This is a genomic window from Microcoleus sp. S13C4, assembly GCF_036700865.1.
Taxonomy (GTDB): domain Bacteria; phylum Cyanobacteriota; class Cyanobacteriia; order Cyanobacteriales; family Microcoleaceae; genus Microcoleus.
Window position 1 is genome coordinate 170,190 of sequence record NZ_JAUBPS010000003.1, and the last position, 15,668, is coordinate 185,857.

Here is a 15,668-nt window from a genome sequence, read left to right on the forward strand (position 1 = left end):
GCCTACCATGCAACAGTTGAAACCGGGCGAACCTTTGGCTGGTCGATCGCCCCCGCTCCTCAAAAAATACTATCTTTTTACTAATAAGTGCAGTAAAGGTGCATCTATCCAAAGGTAGGTTTTTGCATTGATACAGAACTCAACCAGCATAGATTCCGCTGAGTTCGGTGGAACGAAGGGCCACCCAGCCGAAAATCTGAGAAAGCTCGATCGACGAATTAAATTCCTACACCAATCACAGAAAAATTCCTCTGGACTCGCTACACCTGGACTCCCAGGCAGCCTCTGAGGGATCGGCTTATTGATTTATCCCGACCCAAAGTGTCTTAAAATATACAATACGGTGAGCTGCTGCACAGCCCGCATATATTAAAATCAAGCGCCAACTTGCAATAATTCTTTAAAATAGAGGTACAGCACCGGCGATCCCTAACTCTTCCCCCTCAGAAAGGGTAGGGTTTAGCAGAATTGAAGACGATCGTCTATGGTGACTTCCAGTAAAGCCCGTGCAGTTGCTTTAGTCTCAGGTTTATTCAGGTTATTGGCAACCAGTTACGAGGAGATTTGACCCGCCGTGCTCCAACGCATAAAACAAGACTTAAAAAACGACCTGATCGCAGGTCTACTGGTAGTGATACCCTTAGCTACCACCATCTGGCTGACAATTACCGTCGCCAGTTGGGTCATCAATTTTCTCACCAAAATTCCCAAGCAGATCAACCCTTTTGACGGACTCCACCCGATTTTGGTGAATCTGCTAAATCTTTTAGTAGGTCTGGCTGTACCCCTGCTGAGCATCTTAGTCATCGGTTTAATGGCCCGCAACATTTTCGGCAAGTGGCTGCTAGACTTTGGCGAACGGCTGTTGCAGGCAATTCCCCTAGCGGGTTCGGTTTACAAAACCCTCAAACAACTGCTGGGAACCATCCTCAACTCAAACGACAAATTTCGCCGCGTGGTGTTAGTGGAATATCCCCGGCGGGGAATCTGGACTTTAGCATTTGTGACCGGTACGATCGAGAGTAACGACATCCCGCCTCACCTTTCCGGTGAAACCCCCATCGGCATTTTCATCCCCACCACTCCCAACCCCACCACCGGATGGTACGCTATCGTCCCTGAAGCAGATTTAGTCAATTTGTCAATGTCGATCGAAGATGCCTTTAAAGTCATCATCTCCGGCGGCATCGTCAACCCCAACAACTCAGTTGCAGTAACCCCCGAAAATACTAAGGGCAAAACACTCGAACCCTTGGTATCCGAATCAAGATACCAGGCTGTCCCAGTCGAAGAAGATTGAACCAAGACATCTTTAGTGGCCCGTAAGACCGTGTAAACTTTCCCCATAGCAGATAATATTTCGACAAAACCAGCCCAAACCGAGAAAGGCTATACTCAGAAACCCGGTTTCGAGCATAAATCTTAGGTTTGACAGCCAAGTATCTGTAAACTACCCGGCGCTGGCAAGTCAGACGGCTGGTCTTGTACCGCTTTTAGTCGAGTTTTCTGCTAAAGTTCAAGTCCGCGCGCGATCGAAAAACTTCCTAAATTCTCAATTCCTATCTAAAAACTATGAAAAAAGCCCGCGAAACAGCACGCGAACTCGCACTCCTCGGCATCAGCCAACTGCCGGCGAATCCAGAACTCTTAGAAGCCAAAAAACTGCAAGATGTTCTCCTCGCCGCTATCCGCACCCTGACAGCAGAAGTTCAAGAATCCCTAGAAGCAGCAGCATCCGAAGTGCAGCGGAGTAGCGACAAACTGCTGGCGAGCGAAATCCGCGCCGCCGATATACAAAGTGCTAGAGCAATGGTGCGGGAAGCAGTCGAACTCACCCAAACGGCAATCAACCGTCTCGGTTCAGCAATGGAGTTTCCAGAACTGATCCAGCTAGCCAACCAGCAAGATGTCCGCACCTATGCTTTGCAAATCCTGACCAAAGTCAGCGCCAACCGCCCTCAAATTGACGAATTGCTCTCAGAAGCGCTTGTAGACTGGCAAATAGAACGGTTGGCCCGGATCGATCGAGATATCATGAGAATCGCGATCGCCGAAATGCTATATCTCGGCTTACCCGAACAAGTCAGCGTCAACGAAGCCGTCCAACTGGCAAAACGCTACAGCGGCGACGAAGGACATCGGTTCATCAACGGAGTCCTCCGCCGAGTAGTCGATAAAATCAATGCAGAAGTTGTTAGTCAGTAGTCATTAGTCAGTAGTCATTGGTCATTAGTGATTGGCAATCGGCAATCGGCTCTACACTAGGGACTGAGGACTAATGACTAATAACTATTCTCTATTCCCCATGAACTATGGTATTTAATTGGTTTCGTCGCCAGTACAGCGAAAGCAAATCTTCTGAAACAGAGGCAACCCCCGAACAGTCGCAAGATGAGTCGGCAAAATCCGCACCGGTTGAGCCTCAAACAGATGCAACAGAGCAAGGCTCTCCTGCTGTAGCCGAAGATTATCTCAATTGGGCAAAAGCTGCTTACAAAAATATTCAAAAACAGCAAAAACCCGAAACAGAAGTTTCCGAGACAGCAGCGCCGGATGTTCCAGCAGCCGAAGCAGAAATCGCGACAGTTGCAGAAGTTGCAGAACCGGCGACTATTGAAGCAACGGAGCCGATCGAACTTGAACCAGCACCCACAGCACCAACTGTTGCAGAAGTTCCAGAAGTTGCAGCACCAGCCTCACTTGAAGCTAACGATGCGACGATCGAACTCGATGCCACTAACCCAGCGGCAATTGCAGAAACTCTGCAACCAACAGCCGAGCCGATCGACATTGCACCTATTGCTCAACAATTAGAAGTTACAGCAGAAAATATAGTAATTGCCGAACCTGCAACCGAGGCTGTAGAAACCGAATCACTCACATCCGACGGCGAAGCAACGGAAGCCCTGCCGTTTTGGGCCAGAGCTCAGGCCGATCGCATGGAGCGCATCGAACGCCTCAAAGAAACCGCCCTTGAAGAACCAGAGGTAATTGCAGCCGCCGCCGAGAGAGCCGCAATTATCGAAGAAATTCCCGGTTTCGCCTTTGACGAAGGCTTCCTGTGGTCCTCAGAAATCTTAGCCAGCCAAGGCCGTCGGCCAGACCAAGTATCCGTCGAAGAAATCACTTGGCTGCAAAAACTGCGGAAAGGCTTAGAAAGAACTCGTCGCAGCTTAATTAATCGGCTCAAGGCGATCGTCGGTCAAGGCCCGCTCAATCAAGACGCAGTAGCCGAAATTGAGACTTTGCTGCTGCAAGCCGATGTCGGAGTCGCAGCCACCGACATCATTATCAGTCGCCTCCAAGAAAGACTCAAACAAGAAGTGCTGCCGCCAGAACAGGCTCTAGCCTACCTGAAAACCATCCTGCGCGACATTCTCGACGCTCCCTGTGCCGAAACCGCCGCCGGCAATCCCGCCTACAGCCTGACATTTGCCCCGGAAAAAGACACTTTTAACATCTGGTTAATCGTAGGAGTCAACGGTGCGGGCAAAACTACGACGATCGGCAAACTAGCGCACATTGCTCAAAAATCCGGCTACAAAACCCTCATTGCCGCCGCCGACACTTTCCGCGCGGCCGCCGTCGAACAGGTGAAAGTTTGGGGTTCCCGCAGTGGCGTCGAAATTATTGCCAACCCAGGGAAAAATACCGATCCGGCTGCTGTCGTGTTTGATGCGATCGCCGCCGCCAGCGCCCGAGGCACAGAACTCCTGATCGTAGACACCGCAGGCCGCCTGCAAAACAAAAAAAATCTCATGGACGAATTAAGTAAAATCCGTCGCATTGTAGATAAGAAAGCCCCAGGCGCTACCGTAGAATCTCTACTGGTTTTGGATGCAACACTGGGTCAAAATGGTTTGCGACAGGCAGAAGTGTTCGCAGAATCGGCAAAATTAAGCGGAGTAGTATTGACAAAACTCGACGGTTCTGCTAAAGGTGGTGTTGCCCTAGCTGTGGTGCAACAGCTTGGTCTGCCAATCCGGTTTATTGGAGTCGGGGAAAGCATCGAAGACTTGCGCCCGTTTTCTAGTTACGAATTTGTGGAAGCCCTACTCGATTTTAGATTTTAGATTTTAGATTTTAGATTGATGAGGTATCTGTGGTCGTCCCGATTTTTGGAGGCGGATACAGAGGCTCAAAATCTCAAATCCTTAACCTCAAACTACCATCGCAGGACTTGCGCCGATCGCCACCGGGTGGCGAGTAAAAAACTAAATATCTAGAAACAATACCTTCGCCCTGTTCTTGCTTTATTGGGCTCGAAGCGCGAGTCAAAGCGTGTCAAATTAAGCTCAAATTTAGTACAGCCTGCTGTCTGATTGCCTATTCTTCCCGATCCCCTTGGCGCCCCCCTGATAGTCGGGGGCGACAGGAAATGGTCAAACTCCCCCTTGTTAAGAGGAGCCACTGCGGTCTTGGGCCTCCCCCAAGTAAAGCCAGCGGCGTGGGTTTAGGGGAATCTAGACTCAGCTATAAACGAGATTTCTTAAAAATTTCAGACTTAAGTTGATACCAATGTCCGAGTGTCAAACTTACTCGATCAAACCAAACTAATTGCTCGAAAAAAAAACGGGTTTCTGTTCAAGTGGCCCGTAAGTCCTCAATCATTCCTCCTCCGTCTAACATCGAAAATCACAAATTAAAAATGACTGCTGTGCCTTTGCCTCGCCCCTCACCTCAACCTGCTGACCGCCCACCGAGTCGCAATTCTAACGACGCGACGCCAGTATTTGCCCTCAAAGAACTGGTGGCGCGCTTGCACCGATACCAGCACAACGTTCAAGATATGTTGGGCTCGCTGGGATTTGCCCTCCGCAGTTTTAACAATCTCAACCAATTTTTGGAGTTGGTGCCTTTGGTGGCGACTCGCGTTACGGACGCCGACGGGGGGGCTTTAGTGCTGTTCAAACCCAACGGTCAAGTCAGGTTCCAGCAGTTGCATTGTCAGGAAGGACGGCAGTGCCAAGATATGCGAAAAGCGCTGGAAATCGCCACCAGGCAAGCTACAGCAGGTGCGGGCGCTACTGCTGCTGAATCTTTTTCCGAAACCTCTGGGCAAACTTCTAGTCTAGACCTGCAAGTCGGTCGTTATTTGGGCCCGGATGTTCATTTGTTTGGGGCGCCAATTTTAGTCAACAATTTGGAACGCGGGCGGCTTTATGTTTTTAGTAGTGATCCGCAATATCTCTGGACTCCCAGCAGACAGAAATTAGTTCGGTTGGTGGCGGATCAAACCGCTGTGGCTATTTGCAAAGATGAACTTACTGTTAAGTTGGCGGAAAAAGACCGCTTAGACAGAGAGTTAGAAATCGGGGCGGAAATTCAATTGCGGCTGCAACCCCGTAGTTGTCCGAAAATTCCCGGTATTGACGTGGCCGCCCGCTGCCAAACTGCTAGCAGAGTCGGCGGAGATTATTATGATTTTATTCCCGCTGACTATGACCCGATCGGCAAGGAGAATGAGGGGGAAAACCCCCCCTCCCTAATGAAAAATCTCAAGTCCAAAATCGACAAGGGCCGCTGGAGCATTGTGATCGGCGACGTGATGGGCAAGGGAGTACCGGCTGGCCTGTTGATGACGATGACACGGGGTATGCTGCGGGCGGAGGTGTTGAACCGCCACTCGCCGTCTAGAATTTTGCAACATTTAAACCGGGTTATGCACGCGGATTTGGAAAATTCCCACCGTTTTGTGACTCTGTTTTATTCGGAGTATGACCCGAAAACTCGCGTTTTGTCTTACAGCAATGCAGCTCACCACCCGCCTTTGCTGTGGCAAGCTGCAACTAATTCGATTGTTCAGCTCGATACTTTGGAGGGAATGTTAATTGGCCTGGATGCTGATTCGCATTACCAAGAAGCCCAAGTGCAATTGCAGCCAGGAGATACTATTATTTATTACACAGACGGATTTACCGATGCTTCTAATCAAAGGGGCGATCGGTTTGATGAGGATAACTTGACCTCGGCTTTTCAGTGGGCCTGTCAAAATTACCAGCAGTCTGAAGAAATTTTGGATTATTTGTTCGATCGCGTACACCAGTTTATCGGCATCGGCAATCGTAACGAAGATGACATGACACTGGTTGTACTTAGGGTAACACCTTTAGCAGGAGAAAATCACCATGATAGTTAATTTAATGCCGGAAATTACTGCTGGATTAACCAGTTCGATTAATTGGAACGATGTCGCTCACGTGTTAGTTTTGAAATCTCATTTGAGTACGGTGATTTTGGGTCAAACCTATGACATCTTCACGAATTTCCAGAAATCTTGGAACCATTTTGTTTCGAGCGGTCAAATAGCAGCTTTTTTTATAGGTATTTTTGTTGGCTGGTTCTTTAAAGGGATTTTTCGTTAGAGATATTGTCGAAGAAGGTATCGGTAATGGATTTAAAAGGTTTGTAGTCCAAACTTCACTTCTTTCTGATGCAGCAAAAGTTTCACAATTTTGTAGTCCAGACTTCAGTTTTTTAGGGTCAACAGATGTATAAAAAGGTTGTAGTCAGCACAGGAGTTTTTTATTGCCGAATTGGGGATGGAGAACTAAAGTCCTGGCTACAAACCGGAAGAAAGACTAAATTCTTTGCTACAAACCGGTTTTTATAGACTTCTGCAAGAGAGATATAATCTAGTTTTAGCTTGAGCAATGACAACACAACAAAAAACTTGGAGTCAAAGATTTGAATCGGCGCTGCACCCGGCGATCGCCCGATTCAATGCTAGTATTGGCTTCGATATTGAATTGATTGAGTACGACTTGACTGGTTCTGTCGCTCACGCTAAAATGCTGGCCAAAACCGGGATTATTTCCGCAGCAGAAGGCGAACAGTTAGTCAATGGTTTGGAACAGATCCGCCGCGAATACCGCCAAGGACTTTTTGTGCCGGGAGTTGATGCAGAAGACGTTCACTTCGCAGTAGAGAAGCGGCTGACGGATATCGTAGGGGATGCGGGGAAAAAGTTGCACACGGCTCGATCGCGCAACGATCAAGCCGGCACTGATACTCGCTTGTATTTGCGCGATCGCATCGCCGAAATTCGTGAGCAATTGCGGGAATTTCAAGGGGTTTTGCTCGATATTGCCGATCGTAACGTGGAAACTTTAATTCCCGGTTACACTCATTTGCAGCGCGCTCAGCCGATCAGTTTGGCTCATTACCTGTTAGCTTATTTTGAAATGACCGATCGCGATTGGGAACGTCTCGGCGATATCTGCAAGCGGGTGAATGTTTCGCCTTTGGGTTGTGGCGCGTTGGCGGGGACGACTTTCCCAATTGACCGACATTATACGGCAGAACTATTGCAGTTTGACAAGGTTTATGCTAATAGCTTAGATGGAGTGAGCGATCGAGATTTTGCGATCGAATTTCTCGCTGGTGCCAGCTTGATTATGGTACACCTGAGCCGCTTGTCAGAAGAAATGATTTTGTGGTCTTCTCACGAATTTGGATTTATTACGCTCAAAGATAGCTGCGCTACGGGCTCTAGCATCATGCCCCAGAAAAAAAATCCCGACGTGCCGGAGTTGGTGCGGGGCAAAGCGGGGCGGGTGTTCGGTAACTTGCAAGCCTTGTTGGTAGTAGTGAAGGGACTTCCTTTGGCCTACAACAAAGATTTACAAGAAGATAAAGAGGCTTTGTTTGATACCGTAAGAACGGTACAGGGTTGCTTGGAAGCAATGACCATTTTGTTGCGCGAAGGAATCGAGTTTAATGGCGATCGCCTCGCCGCAGCAGTTACGGAAGACTTTTCTAACGCTACCGACGTAGCCGACTACTTGGCCGCCAAAGGCGTTCCCTTCCGGGAAGCTTACAACCTTGTCGGCAAAGTCGTCAAAACTTGCCTTTCGGGGGGCAAACTCCTCAAAGATTTGACACTTGAGGAGTGGAAAGACTTGCACCCAGCCTTTGAGACAGACATTTACAGCGCGATCGCACCTCAGCAAGTGGTGGCGGCTCGCAATAGTTACGGGGGTACCGGGTTTGAACAAGTGAGAAAATCACTTATCGCTGCGCGCGATCGGATCGCCTAAACATCGTTGAATTATTGGACAAATTCCGGCTGGCTATCTCTCCTTAGAACGATCGTGTTTTCCACTCTGGTTCTAAGTTCGGCAGATAGCCTCAGTAATTAATCTTCAGCAGCAGCCATGTCTTTGTCTCTGCCGCCACCGCTCATGGCGCCCATGCCACCGCCGTTACCGCCGTCAAATCGTCTTCTCTTGTTGGAGAACATATCTTGATTTCTCCGCTTGCGAAACTTGCGAGCGTATGCTTGATTTCGTTGTGCCTTCTCTTTCTTGAGATTGCGGCGCTTAGCCATTCTGACCTCACTAATAAACATTGACAGTCCCCGGGCTTTCACGCCCAGGGATTCTTAAGTTTGACACTCTGTGCACTCTTGGTGACTGAGATTCTTGGTTCAGCGAAGTCACTTACTTACGACAGGATTTCTCCCGCCAAAATATAGGTGTCTTCTCCCCAAGCGTAAATTCCGGTATGCCATACCGTACTTGATCAGTTCTCTTTATGTAGTTAGGTTTTCTTCAAATTTAGCTTTCCTAAACCGCAACACCGTTAGGTGAGACTACGCACTCAACTAATCCAGTTAAGTTTTGACGTTGGCTAGTTATACTCAATTTTAGACCGATGACGATCATAGCACACCCGGTACAAGACCCAGAAAAAAGAACACCGGGATTCAAGTCGCTAGTGGGAATCTGGGTGCGATGGGACGCAATGTTTTCGATCTTCCAGAAGATTTCTATAAACTCTTGACAAAATACGACAAATGACGATTAATCTCGGTGACGTAGCTCCTCTCTTCAGCCTTCCCGACGCGCAAGGCAATGTCGTCAGCCTTGCAGATTTTCGAGGGCGGCGAGTTGTACTTTACTTTTATCCTCGGGACAATACCCCAGGCTGTACTAAAGAAGCTTGCGGCTTTCGCGATATTTACTTACAGTACCAGTCGCGCAATATAGCAGTCCTCGGCGTCAGTACAGACGGGGCCGGGGCCCACGCCAAGTTTGCAGCTAAATATCAACTGCCTTTTCCCTTGCTGTGCGACTTAAACGCCGAAGTTGCTACCGCCTACGGCTGTTACGGACTCAAAAAATTTATGGGAAAAGAATTTATGGGAATTACTCGATCGACTTTCGCGATCGACCCTGATGGTAGGATTGAAAAGGTTTATCGGAAAGTCAAACCAGAAACTCACGCAGCCGAGATATTAGCAGACTTGCCAGACCTCTCGCCTGAATAAAAAATTAAAAATTAAGACTTTTGAGCTGCCAGCTAAGAAACCTGAAATTACTTTCCCCTAAACAAGCTTTTGAGTTTATGCGTCGATTGTGGCAAATTGTACAAACTGTGCTGGGACTGATTTTTCGACATCCCGTCACTGGTACTGCGGTGATTCCCGTATTGCCTGACGGGCGAATTGTGTTAATTCGCCGCCGCGACAACGGTCGCTGGGCACTGCCGGGAGGTATGGTGGATTGGGGAGAGGATATTCCCACAACTGTGCGGCGGGAATTAGCAGAAGAAACTGGACTCGATTTAGTCAAAATCCGCCGCTTGGTGGGTGTTTATTCGGCTGCCGATCGAGACCCTCGCCTGCACTCGATTTGTATCGTGGTGGCAGCAGAGGTAGAGGGAAAGATGCAAGTTCAGGATACGCTTGAAGTCAGCGAGGTTGAGGCGTTTTTGCCCGAATCACTGCCGGAGGGCGCCCTCAGCCACGATAACGACCAACACTTACAGGACTATTTTCAAGGCCTGACAACTTTGGCGTAAATCGGCGGAGCATCCAAATTTGAGAAAAGTCGGAAATTACCTCGCCGTCAAAAATTATCTGTGATGACTGTGAAATTAATTTTTAATGTTTTCCTACTTTAATTCACAATCTCTGAAGATTAAATTAATCATCTTTTTATTACTAAATATTTAACCGGATGTACTCACCGCTACGCAATTCTCGGGTAAAACTCTCTGTAGGGCAAATCTTCTGGCACGAAGTCGGTCAAGGCCCGAATTTAGTATTTTTGCACGGTTCTTGGCAGGACAGCAGTCAGTGGCTGAGGACGATCGAACAGTTGAGCCCCTACTACCACTGCTTCGCACCGGATTTGCTGGGGTTTGGCGACTCGGAACGCCCGAATCTTCATTATTCGATCGACCTGGAAGTAGAATGTCTCGCTCAATACCTCGATACTTTGAAACTGCGAGAGGTTTATTTAATCGCTCACTCTCTCGGTGGTTGGGTGGCCACCAGCTACGCTATCAAATATCCCGATCGAGTTCAAGGTTTGGTTTTGTTGGCCCCAGAAGGCGTCAAGGTTGGCAACCGGCGGGGGCGGTGGCAGACGGCTAGCGGGCTGATCGGCCAACCACCCCTCGCTTTTTGGTTGCTGCGATCGATCTACCCAATTGCTAAGTTGCTGGGTAGCCAAAAAAAGATTGACGGATTGCTAAAGTTCAGACAGCAGTTGATGCAGTCCCCTGTTGCCGTGCAGTTGCTGTTCCGGCGGCGGCGGGCTGAAATTACAGCGGAATTAGTTGATGAGAATTTGCCTTTGCTGAAAGCGCCTGTTTTGCTGTTGCACGGTTCTGAAGATACTGCCGCAGCTTCGTCTCTGTGTCAATCCTATGCCGCTCTGGCTCCTAATGCCGGACTAGAATCAGTCAGTCCGGGGGAAAGCAATTTGCCGCAGGAAGTCCCGGATGTTGTTGCTAAGTATATTCGCGAGTTTGCTAAGTGAATGGATAATTGGGCATTGGGAATTGGGAATTGGGCATTGGTAAGAGTTAACAGTTAACAGTCATCCGTCAACTGCGCTGCCCGATCGCGAAGTCGAAGGTCAACTGTCAACTGTCAGCAGACTAATTCCCCAAAAAATAGCCTCTGGTGCGTCAATTAACCCTGCGGCTGTATCAGGAAAGGCTGCGGTAAGGTATTTTAAAAGCATAGTGCGATCGCCCCCCGTGACCGCTATTTTGCTATCAGGAAACAAACACCGCCAATCTTCAATAAAATCCCTAACTCCTGCCACCGTCGTATACACAACTCCGCTTTGAATTGCCCCAGCAGTGTCTTGCGCCCAGCGGTGCGGCAAATTTTGTGGTAAATTGATTAAAGGTAATGCAGCAGTTTTTTTATCTAGCGACGATAACTGCAAACCCAAACCTGGTAAGATTGCGCCCCCAACTAAATACCTATTGACATCAGCCCCAGTAAATGTTAAAGCTGTACCAGCATCTATAAGTAAAACTGGCCAACCCAATTGGTTGCCAGCACCGAGTACAGCCAAAGCTCTGTCAATTCCCAGGGTAGGATAGAGTCCCCCGATCGGCAATTGGTCTAAAGTAATAATTCGGACATCAGGATAACTCTGCCAAATTGCTGTTTGCTGGGTAACTACTGAGGCCAAAATTAGAGGCACTGGCACTAAAGAAAGTGTGTGAAGACTAGAAAAAGCGGGAGTAGCAGGAAGACACAGGAGATTTTGAGAAGATACTTCCTCGATCGACCTCATTACTGTTTGCACCAAATATTCTGCCTTTTCCTGCTCGGAGAGCGGGGAAACAGTATCAGCATTGAGATGCTGTGTATCCCATGTTTTCTCCAGGGTTTTGCCCACAAATAATCCCCAGTGCAGCCGAGAATTGCCGATCGCCAAAGCTATTTTAATCTGGTCTTTACCTATTAATCCAGATATAAGGTTGTCGGTCCTTGGTGGCGAACGAAAAGTGTCGGGAATTGAGTTTTCCATGTTGATCGAGCGCGCGCAAACATTGAACTAAAGATAGATTTTAAATGAATTTTCTTCGGTTAAGCGGGAAGCTAACTCTATTTGACATCTAACCAAGTTCAATGGCGGGCGCCAGTTAGTATTGTGGGTCTCAGAGCGCATACTTGCTAAATATAAATATTTGTAAAGCAAATAATTGCTTTGCTCAGGCTGCATCCTTTATAATGTCTTAAGATATTCCAAAAGTCCTGGTAGCTGCGATGGGGCTGTTGGCGGGGTAAGCATAGGTTTAAAAAACCAGACTCAATCAAAATACTGTACAACTCCTGAGTAAATATGTCTTTAAAAATACAACAACACGAAAACCCCTGGCAAAGAGTAACTTCGCGGTTGCCTGAATCTGAAAACTGGAGGCCGGAAGAAAGTCTTTCGCTGCCGGAAGTAGACCAACAAAAAGCTCTAATCGTGCAGATGCAGCAGCAAGTTCAGTTATCAAACTTGCTGAACCAAATTAATAACGAAATTCGCAGTACACTTGACATAGAAGAAATTTTGACCTCGGCCTGCCGATTGCTGGGGCAAGCGTTAGAGTGCAGTCGCGTGAGCATTTTAGTCAAAGAATCAAATACAGAAAAAACTTTAGTCACGCGCGGAGAGTACAACGTGGGGGACTATCCGATTCAACTTGGTATGAAAGTACCGATGACTGACAACCCGCATTTGGCTGCCGTCGTGTCTCAGCAAGAGTCGCTAGCAGTGACGAAGTTTCTCGATTTTCCGGGATTAAACCCACAAACCCGAAAAATTGCCGAAGCTTTGGAGATTAAGTCAATGCTGGCAGTAGCTACTCGCTATCAAGGTCAAGTGAATGGCATAATTGGCTTGCATCAGTGCGATCGCGAACGTGAATGGACTGATTGGGAACGGCAGCTTTTAGAAGGGGTAGGATCGCAATTGGCGATCGCGATTAATCAAGCCAAACTCTATAGCAAAACCAGGCGCCAAGCCGAACGAGAATCGCTGCTGCGGCTGATCGGCAACCAAATTCGCAGTACCCTAGATCTAGAAACGATCCTACAAACAGCGGTGAGAGAAGTCCGCCAGATGTTGCAGTGCGATCGAGTAATCATCTATCAGTTTCAAGACAACTGGCAAGGAAAAGTTGTTGTTGAAGATATGGTCATCCCTTGGCCTTCAATTTTAGGAGATATGGGGGCGGATAAGTGTTTCCGGGGAGATTACGCCGATCTTTACCAGCAAGGGCGAGTCAAAGCCATTAATGATATTTTTAATGCTGGTTTAGAGCCTTGTCACGTTGATTTCTTAGACCGTTTGCAGGTAAAAGCTAATCTGATAGTGCCGATTGTTACATCGAGAACTGAAGAAAGTTCCCCCGAAACAGCGGCAAGCTATAATCCTAAATTTCCCGGTAGGCTGTGGGGTTTGCTGATTGCTCACGAGTGCCGGGATACCCGCAATTGGCAGTGGCAAGAAATGGAGTTGCTATCCCAGATAGCCAACCAAATGGCGATCGCCATTCAGCAAGCAGAACTTTATAGCCAAGTCCAAGATGCTGCGGTAAAATCTCAAGCTCAAACCCAGCAATTGCAGGCTGCGTTAGAAGAATTGCGATCGGCGCAGCAGCAATTGATTCAAAGCGAAAAAATGTCAGGTTTGGGGCAAATGGTAGCGGGAATTGCTCACGAAATTAACAACGCCAACAATTTCATCCACGCTAACTTGTTTCATGCTCAAGAATATTTTAAAGCCTTGAACGAAGCTCTAGAACTGGCCGGGAATGCCTGCCCGGAAGCAGCGGAGGCAATTGTCAGAATCAATGAAGAACTAGAACTCGATTACATTCGAGAAGACTTTGGTAAACTGCTCAATTCAATGCGGGAAGGAAGCGGGAGAATTCGCTCGATCGTGATGACGCTGCGAAATTTTTCTCGTTTAGATCACGCTGAATTAAAACCAGTAGATTTGAATGAAGGTTTAGAAAGCAGTTTCTTGATGCTGCAAAATAAGCTAAAAACCCATATCAAAATAGACAAGCAATACGGCAGTTTGCCGCCCGTTCAATGTCATGCCAGTCAAATCAACCAAGTATTTTATAATTTGATTGACAATGCTTTAGACGCGCTCCAGTCAACGAGCAAACCGGGGGAATTAACCATCCGCAGTTGGCAAAGCGAGCCGGACTGGGTAACAATCTCTGTCCGCGACACGGGAACTGGCATTCCTGCAGAAATTCAAGACAAGATTTTTGACCCGTTTTTTACTACTAAACCTGTCGGGAAAGGCACGGGTTTGGGACTTTCAGTTTGCTATCAGGTAATTGTTCAAGCTCACGGTGGCAAGATCAGTTGCGTCAGCCAGGTTGGCGAAGGAACTGAGTTTATTGTAGAGTTGCCGCTGACAAATCAGAGGGGGATAAGTGCATAATTTCTGCTTTAGTCCGATTAACCCTATTTTGTCACTCTGGCAGTAGTATAGAACCCATTTGATATCTTTTAGCGATCGTCAATCACATTACGGATCGGCAATAAATTTGTTTTTTTGCCATCGCATTTTTAATGGAATCAGATTTAACTTACGCCAGAACCTCAATTTTCAGAAATTCCCAACTGGGTGATGCTTGGACAGATAAATTTCTAAGTATTTTTACTCATAATTGTCTCTCCTGATTCACTTTTGCCCGTTGAATCACTGGAAGCTGCCTCTTGGGGGGCGAAATCTGGGATTTAAGCTCTCCTCTACAGATGTGGAAAACCCGCTTTTTATAGGGCTGAAAAAAAGATCGCAATTTTTCCGGATAAAACTTATTGATGATGAAAGTTAGACCTATCTATGTAAATATGTGTAAGTAGGTGTAATTATTTACACTCAACATTCGCTCGGGGGCAGTAATGCCTTAAGATGCTTATGGGGCAAGCATTTTTACTTGATTTACCTGCACGTATGAGGAAATTTTTCTTGCAGTGACCCATCGCTACAACAAAGCCCCACCTCTGGTTTTCCGTCACTTCTAATCCTTAATCACTCATCATCAAAGGAGAAGCTATGGCTACTTCATTCACTGGTTCTTTGGGTACAACCACTAATTACAGCAATGTCAGTGACCTAATTACACAATGGCCTACTGCCGCCCAGAATCAAGGCATCCAACTGTCTGGGATAGCTTTTGATGGCTTTGAAACGAACTACACTGACCCTACTGCCATCAGCAACCTCACCTTAGCAACGAACGATAACCCTAAAAGCTGGTTGAGCTACGGCGCTCCCGCTGGTATTGGTGTCCTAGGTGATTATCCTGGTTGGTTCACCGATGTCACTAAAGTTCGGGCAGAAATCAACCATAACCCCAACACCAATCAATCTCAGACGCTGAAGGTGAAATGGGCAGATAACAAAGACATTACTAGCGCCACGATCGGCCTGAGTGGATTACTTCCCAAATCAAGTTCTACTACACTGAACGATCAAGGTAATGAAGTTGGTTTGCTGCAACTGTGGAATAATGGGGCGGAGGTATCGGCCAGCAATTTTACGATCACTCGCGTCAACGCTCCGATCACTCCAAAACCGATCGGTGTGTCTTCAGATGGAGTGACTTTCATTGCCGATCGTGACGATGGCAATTTCACATTCCAGATACAAGCAAATTCCACTAGCGTTGCTTTTGACGAACTGCGGTTCAAGGCCAAACCCTACGATAGCCCCACCGCTGCCTACCTCGCTACCTCCACCAGAACCGATAGTTCCGACTACCTAGTGCGGAGTATTCAATATCAAGGCATTGATGTGACACCGACGCCGACGCCGACACCAACGCCAACTCCGACTCCGACATCTCCAAGTCTCTTCCAGTTCGCCCAACCAAATTACACCGTGGCTGAAGGCGGCGTG

Annotated in this window: 12 protein-coding genes and 1 pseudogene; 11 read left to right on the forward strand and 2 right to left on the reverse strand. The window is 47.6% G+C overall.

What is annotated here, in order from left to right:
- Positions 1-574: 574 nt before the first annotated feature.
- The 6 genes from QT996_RS03000 (at position 575) to argH (ending at position 8,039) form a co-directional block, all read left to right on the forward strand.
- Entirely contained in the window at positions 575-1,300 is a 726-nt protein-coding gene (locus tag QT996_RS03000) for a DUF502 domain-containing protein (protein ID WP_333044406.1), read from the forward strand.
- Between the two features lie 272 nt (positions 1,301-1,572).
- A complete protein-coding gene (nusB, locus tag QT996_RS03005) occupies positions 1,573-2,205 on the forward strand; it encodes a transcription antitermination factor NusB (protein WP_333044407.1) in 633 nt (210 codons plus the stop codon).
- Between the two features lie 107 nt (positions 2,206-2,312).
- On the forward strand, positions 2,313-4,073 hold the full coding sequence (ftsY, locus tag QT996_RS03010) for a signal recognition particle-docking protein FtsY (RefSeq protein WP_333044409.1): 1,761 nt from the start codon (positions 2,313-2,315) through the stop codon (positions 4,071-4,073).
- Between the two features lie 575 nt (positions 4,074-4,648).
- The gene (locus tag QT996_RS03015) at positions 4,649-6,139 is read left to right on the forward strand and encodes a PP2C family protein-serine/threonine phosphatase (protein WP_333044410.1); all 1,491 of its coding nucleotides are present in this window, start codon (positions 4,649-4,651) and stop codon (positions 6,137-6,139) included.
- Complete coding sequence (locus QT996_RS03020; protein ID WP_333044412.1) at positions 6,129-6,365, forward strand: hypothetical protein; 237 nt, start codon at positions 6,129-6,131, stop codon at positions 6,363-6,365. Before QT996_RS03015 ends, QT996_RS03020 begins: the two co-directional genes overlap by 11 nt.
- A gap of 288 nt (positions 6,366-6,653) precedes the next feature.
- Positions 6,654-8,039, forward strand: a complete 1,386-nt coding sequence (gene argH, locus QT996_RS03025) for an argininosuccinate lyase (protein WP_333044413.1) — start codon at positions 6,654-6,656, stop codon at positions 8,037-8,039.
- 98 nt (positions 8,040-8,137) lie between these two features.
- Here argH and QT996_RS03030 read toward each other — a convergent pair whose 3' ends face one another.
- The gene (locus tag QT996_RS03030; RefSeq protein ID WP_190738786.1) at positions 8,138-8,329 is read right to left on the reverse strand and encodes a hypothetical protein; all 192 of its coding nucleotides are present in this window, start codon (positions 8,327-8,329) and stop codon (positions 8,138-8,140) included.
- A gap of 468 nt (positions 8,330-8,797) precedes the next feature.
- Here QT996_RS03030 and bcp point away from each other — a divergent pair, with 468 nt between their 5' ends.
- The 3 genes from bcp to QT996_RS03045 all read left to right on the forward strand — a co-directional run bounded on the left by bcp (position 8,798) and on the right by QT996_RS03045 (position 10,769).
- On the forward strand, positions 8,798-9,271 hold the full coding sequence (gene bcp / locus QT996_RS03035) for a thioredoxin-dependent thiol peroxidase (RefSeq protein WP_333044415.1): 474 nt from the start codon (positions 8,798-8,800) through the stop codon (positions 9,269-9,271).
- A 77-nt stretch (positions 9,272-9,348) separates the two neighbouring features.
- Positions 9,349-9,804, forward strand: a complete 456-nt coding sequence (locus QT996_RS03040) for an NUDIX hydrolase (protein WP_242715913.1) — start codon at positions 9,349-9,351, stop codon at positions 9,802-9,804.
- A gap of 158 nt (positions 9,805-9,962) precedes the next feature.
- On the forward strand, positions 9,963-10,769 hold the full coding sequence (locus QT996_RS03045) for an alpha/beta hydrolase (RefSeq protein WP_333044418.1): 807 nt from the start codon (positions 9,963-9,965) through the stop codon (positions 10,767-10,769).
- Between the two features lie 99 nt (positions 10,770-10,868).
- Here QT996_RS03045 and QT996_RS03050 read toward each other — a convergent pair whose 3' ends face one another.
- A complete protein-coding gene (locus QT996_RS03050; protein WP_333044420.1) occupies positions 10,869-11,780 on the reverse strand; it encodes a pantothenate kinase in 912 nt (303 codons plus the stop codon).
- Positions 11,781-12,095: 315 nt separating this feature from the next.
- On the opposite strand from QT996_RS03050, the gene QT996_RS03055 reads away from it, so the two are divergent.
- Both QT996_RS03055 and QT996_RS03060 read left to right on the forward strand, forming a co-directional pair.
- On the forward strand, positions 12,096-14,204 hold the full coding sequence (locus QT996_RS03055) for a GAF domain-containing protein (protein ID WP_333044422.1): 2,109 nt from the start codon (positions 12,096-12,098) through the stop codon (positions 14,202-14,204).
- Between the two features lie 618 nt (positions 14,205-14,822).
- Positions 14,823-15,668 (forward strand): annotated as a pseudogene (locus QT996_RS03060) (hypothetical protein); the annotation flags it as partial.

Bases quoted from the DNA above. Each gene is read 5' to 3' on its own strand.
- nusB (WP_333044407.1), top strand. From the start codon at position 1,573: ATGAAAAAAGCCCGCGAAACAGCACGCGAACTCGCACTCCTCGGCATC.
- ftsY (WP_333044409.1), top strand. From the start codon at position 2,313: ATGGTATTTAATTGGTTTCGTCGCCAGTACAGCGAAAGCAAATCTTCT.
- QT996_RS03015 (WP_333044410.1), top strand. From the start codon at position 4,649: ATGACTGCTGTGCCTTTGCCTCGCCCCTCACCTCAACCTGCTGACCGC.
- QT996_RS03020 (WP_333044412.1), top strand. From the start codon at position 6,129: ATGATAGTTAATTTAATGCCGGAAATTACTGCTGGATTAACCAGTTCG.
- argH (WP_333044413.1), top strand. From the start codon at position 6,654: ATGACAACACAACAAAAAACTTGGAGTCAAAGATTTGAATCGGCGCTG.
- QT996_RS03030 (WP_190738786.1), bottom strand. From the start codon at position 8,329: ATGGCTAAGCGCCGCAATCTCAAGAAAGAGAAGGCACAACGAAATCAA.
- bcp (WP_333044415.1), top strand. From the start codon at position 8,798: ATGACGATTAATCTCGGTGACGTAGCTCCTCTCTTCAGCCTTCCCGAC.
- QT996_RS03040 (WP_242715913.1), top strand. From the start codon at position 9,349: ATGCGTCGATTGTGGCAAATTGTACAAACTGTGCTGGGACTGATTTTT.
- QT996_RS03045 (WP_333044418.1), top strand. From the start codon at position 9,963: ATGTACTCACCGCTACGCAATTCTCGGGTAAAACTCTCTGTAGGGCAA.
- QT996_RS03050 (WP_333044420.1), bottom strand. From the start codon at position 11,780: ATGGAAAACTCAATTCCCGACACTTTTCGTTCGCCACCAAGGACCGAC.
- QT996_RS03055 (WP_333044422.1), top strand. From the start codon at position 12,096: ATGTCTTTAAAAATACAACAACACGAAAACCCCTGGCAAAGAGTAACT.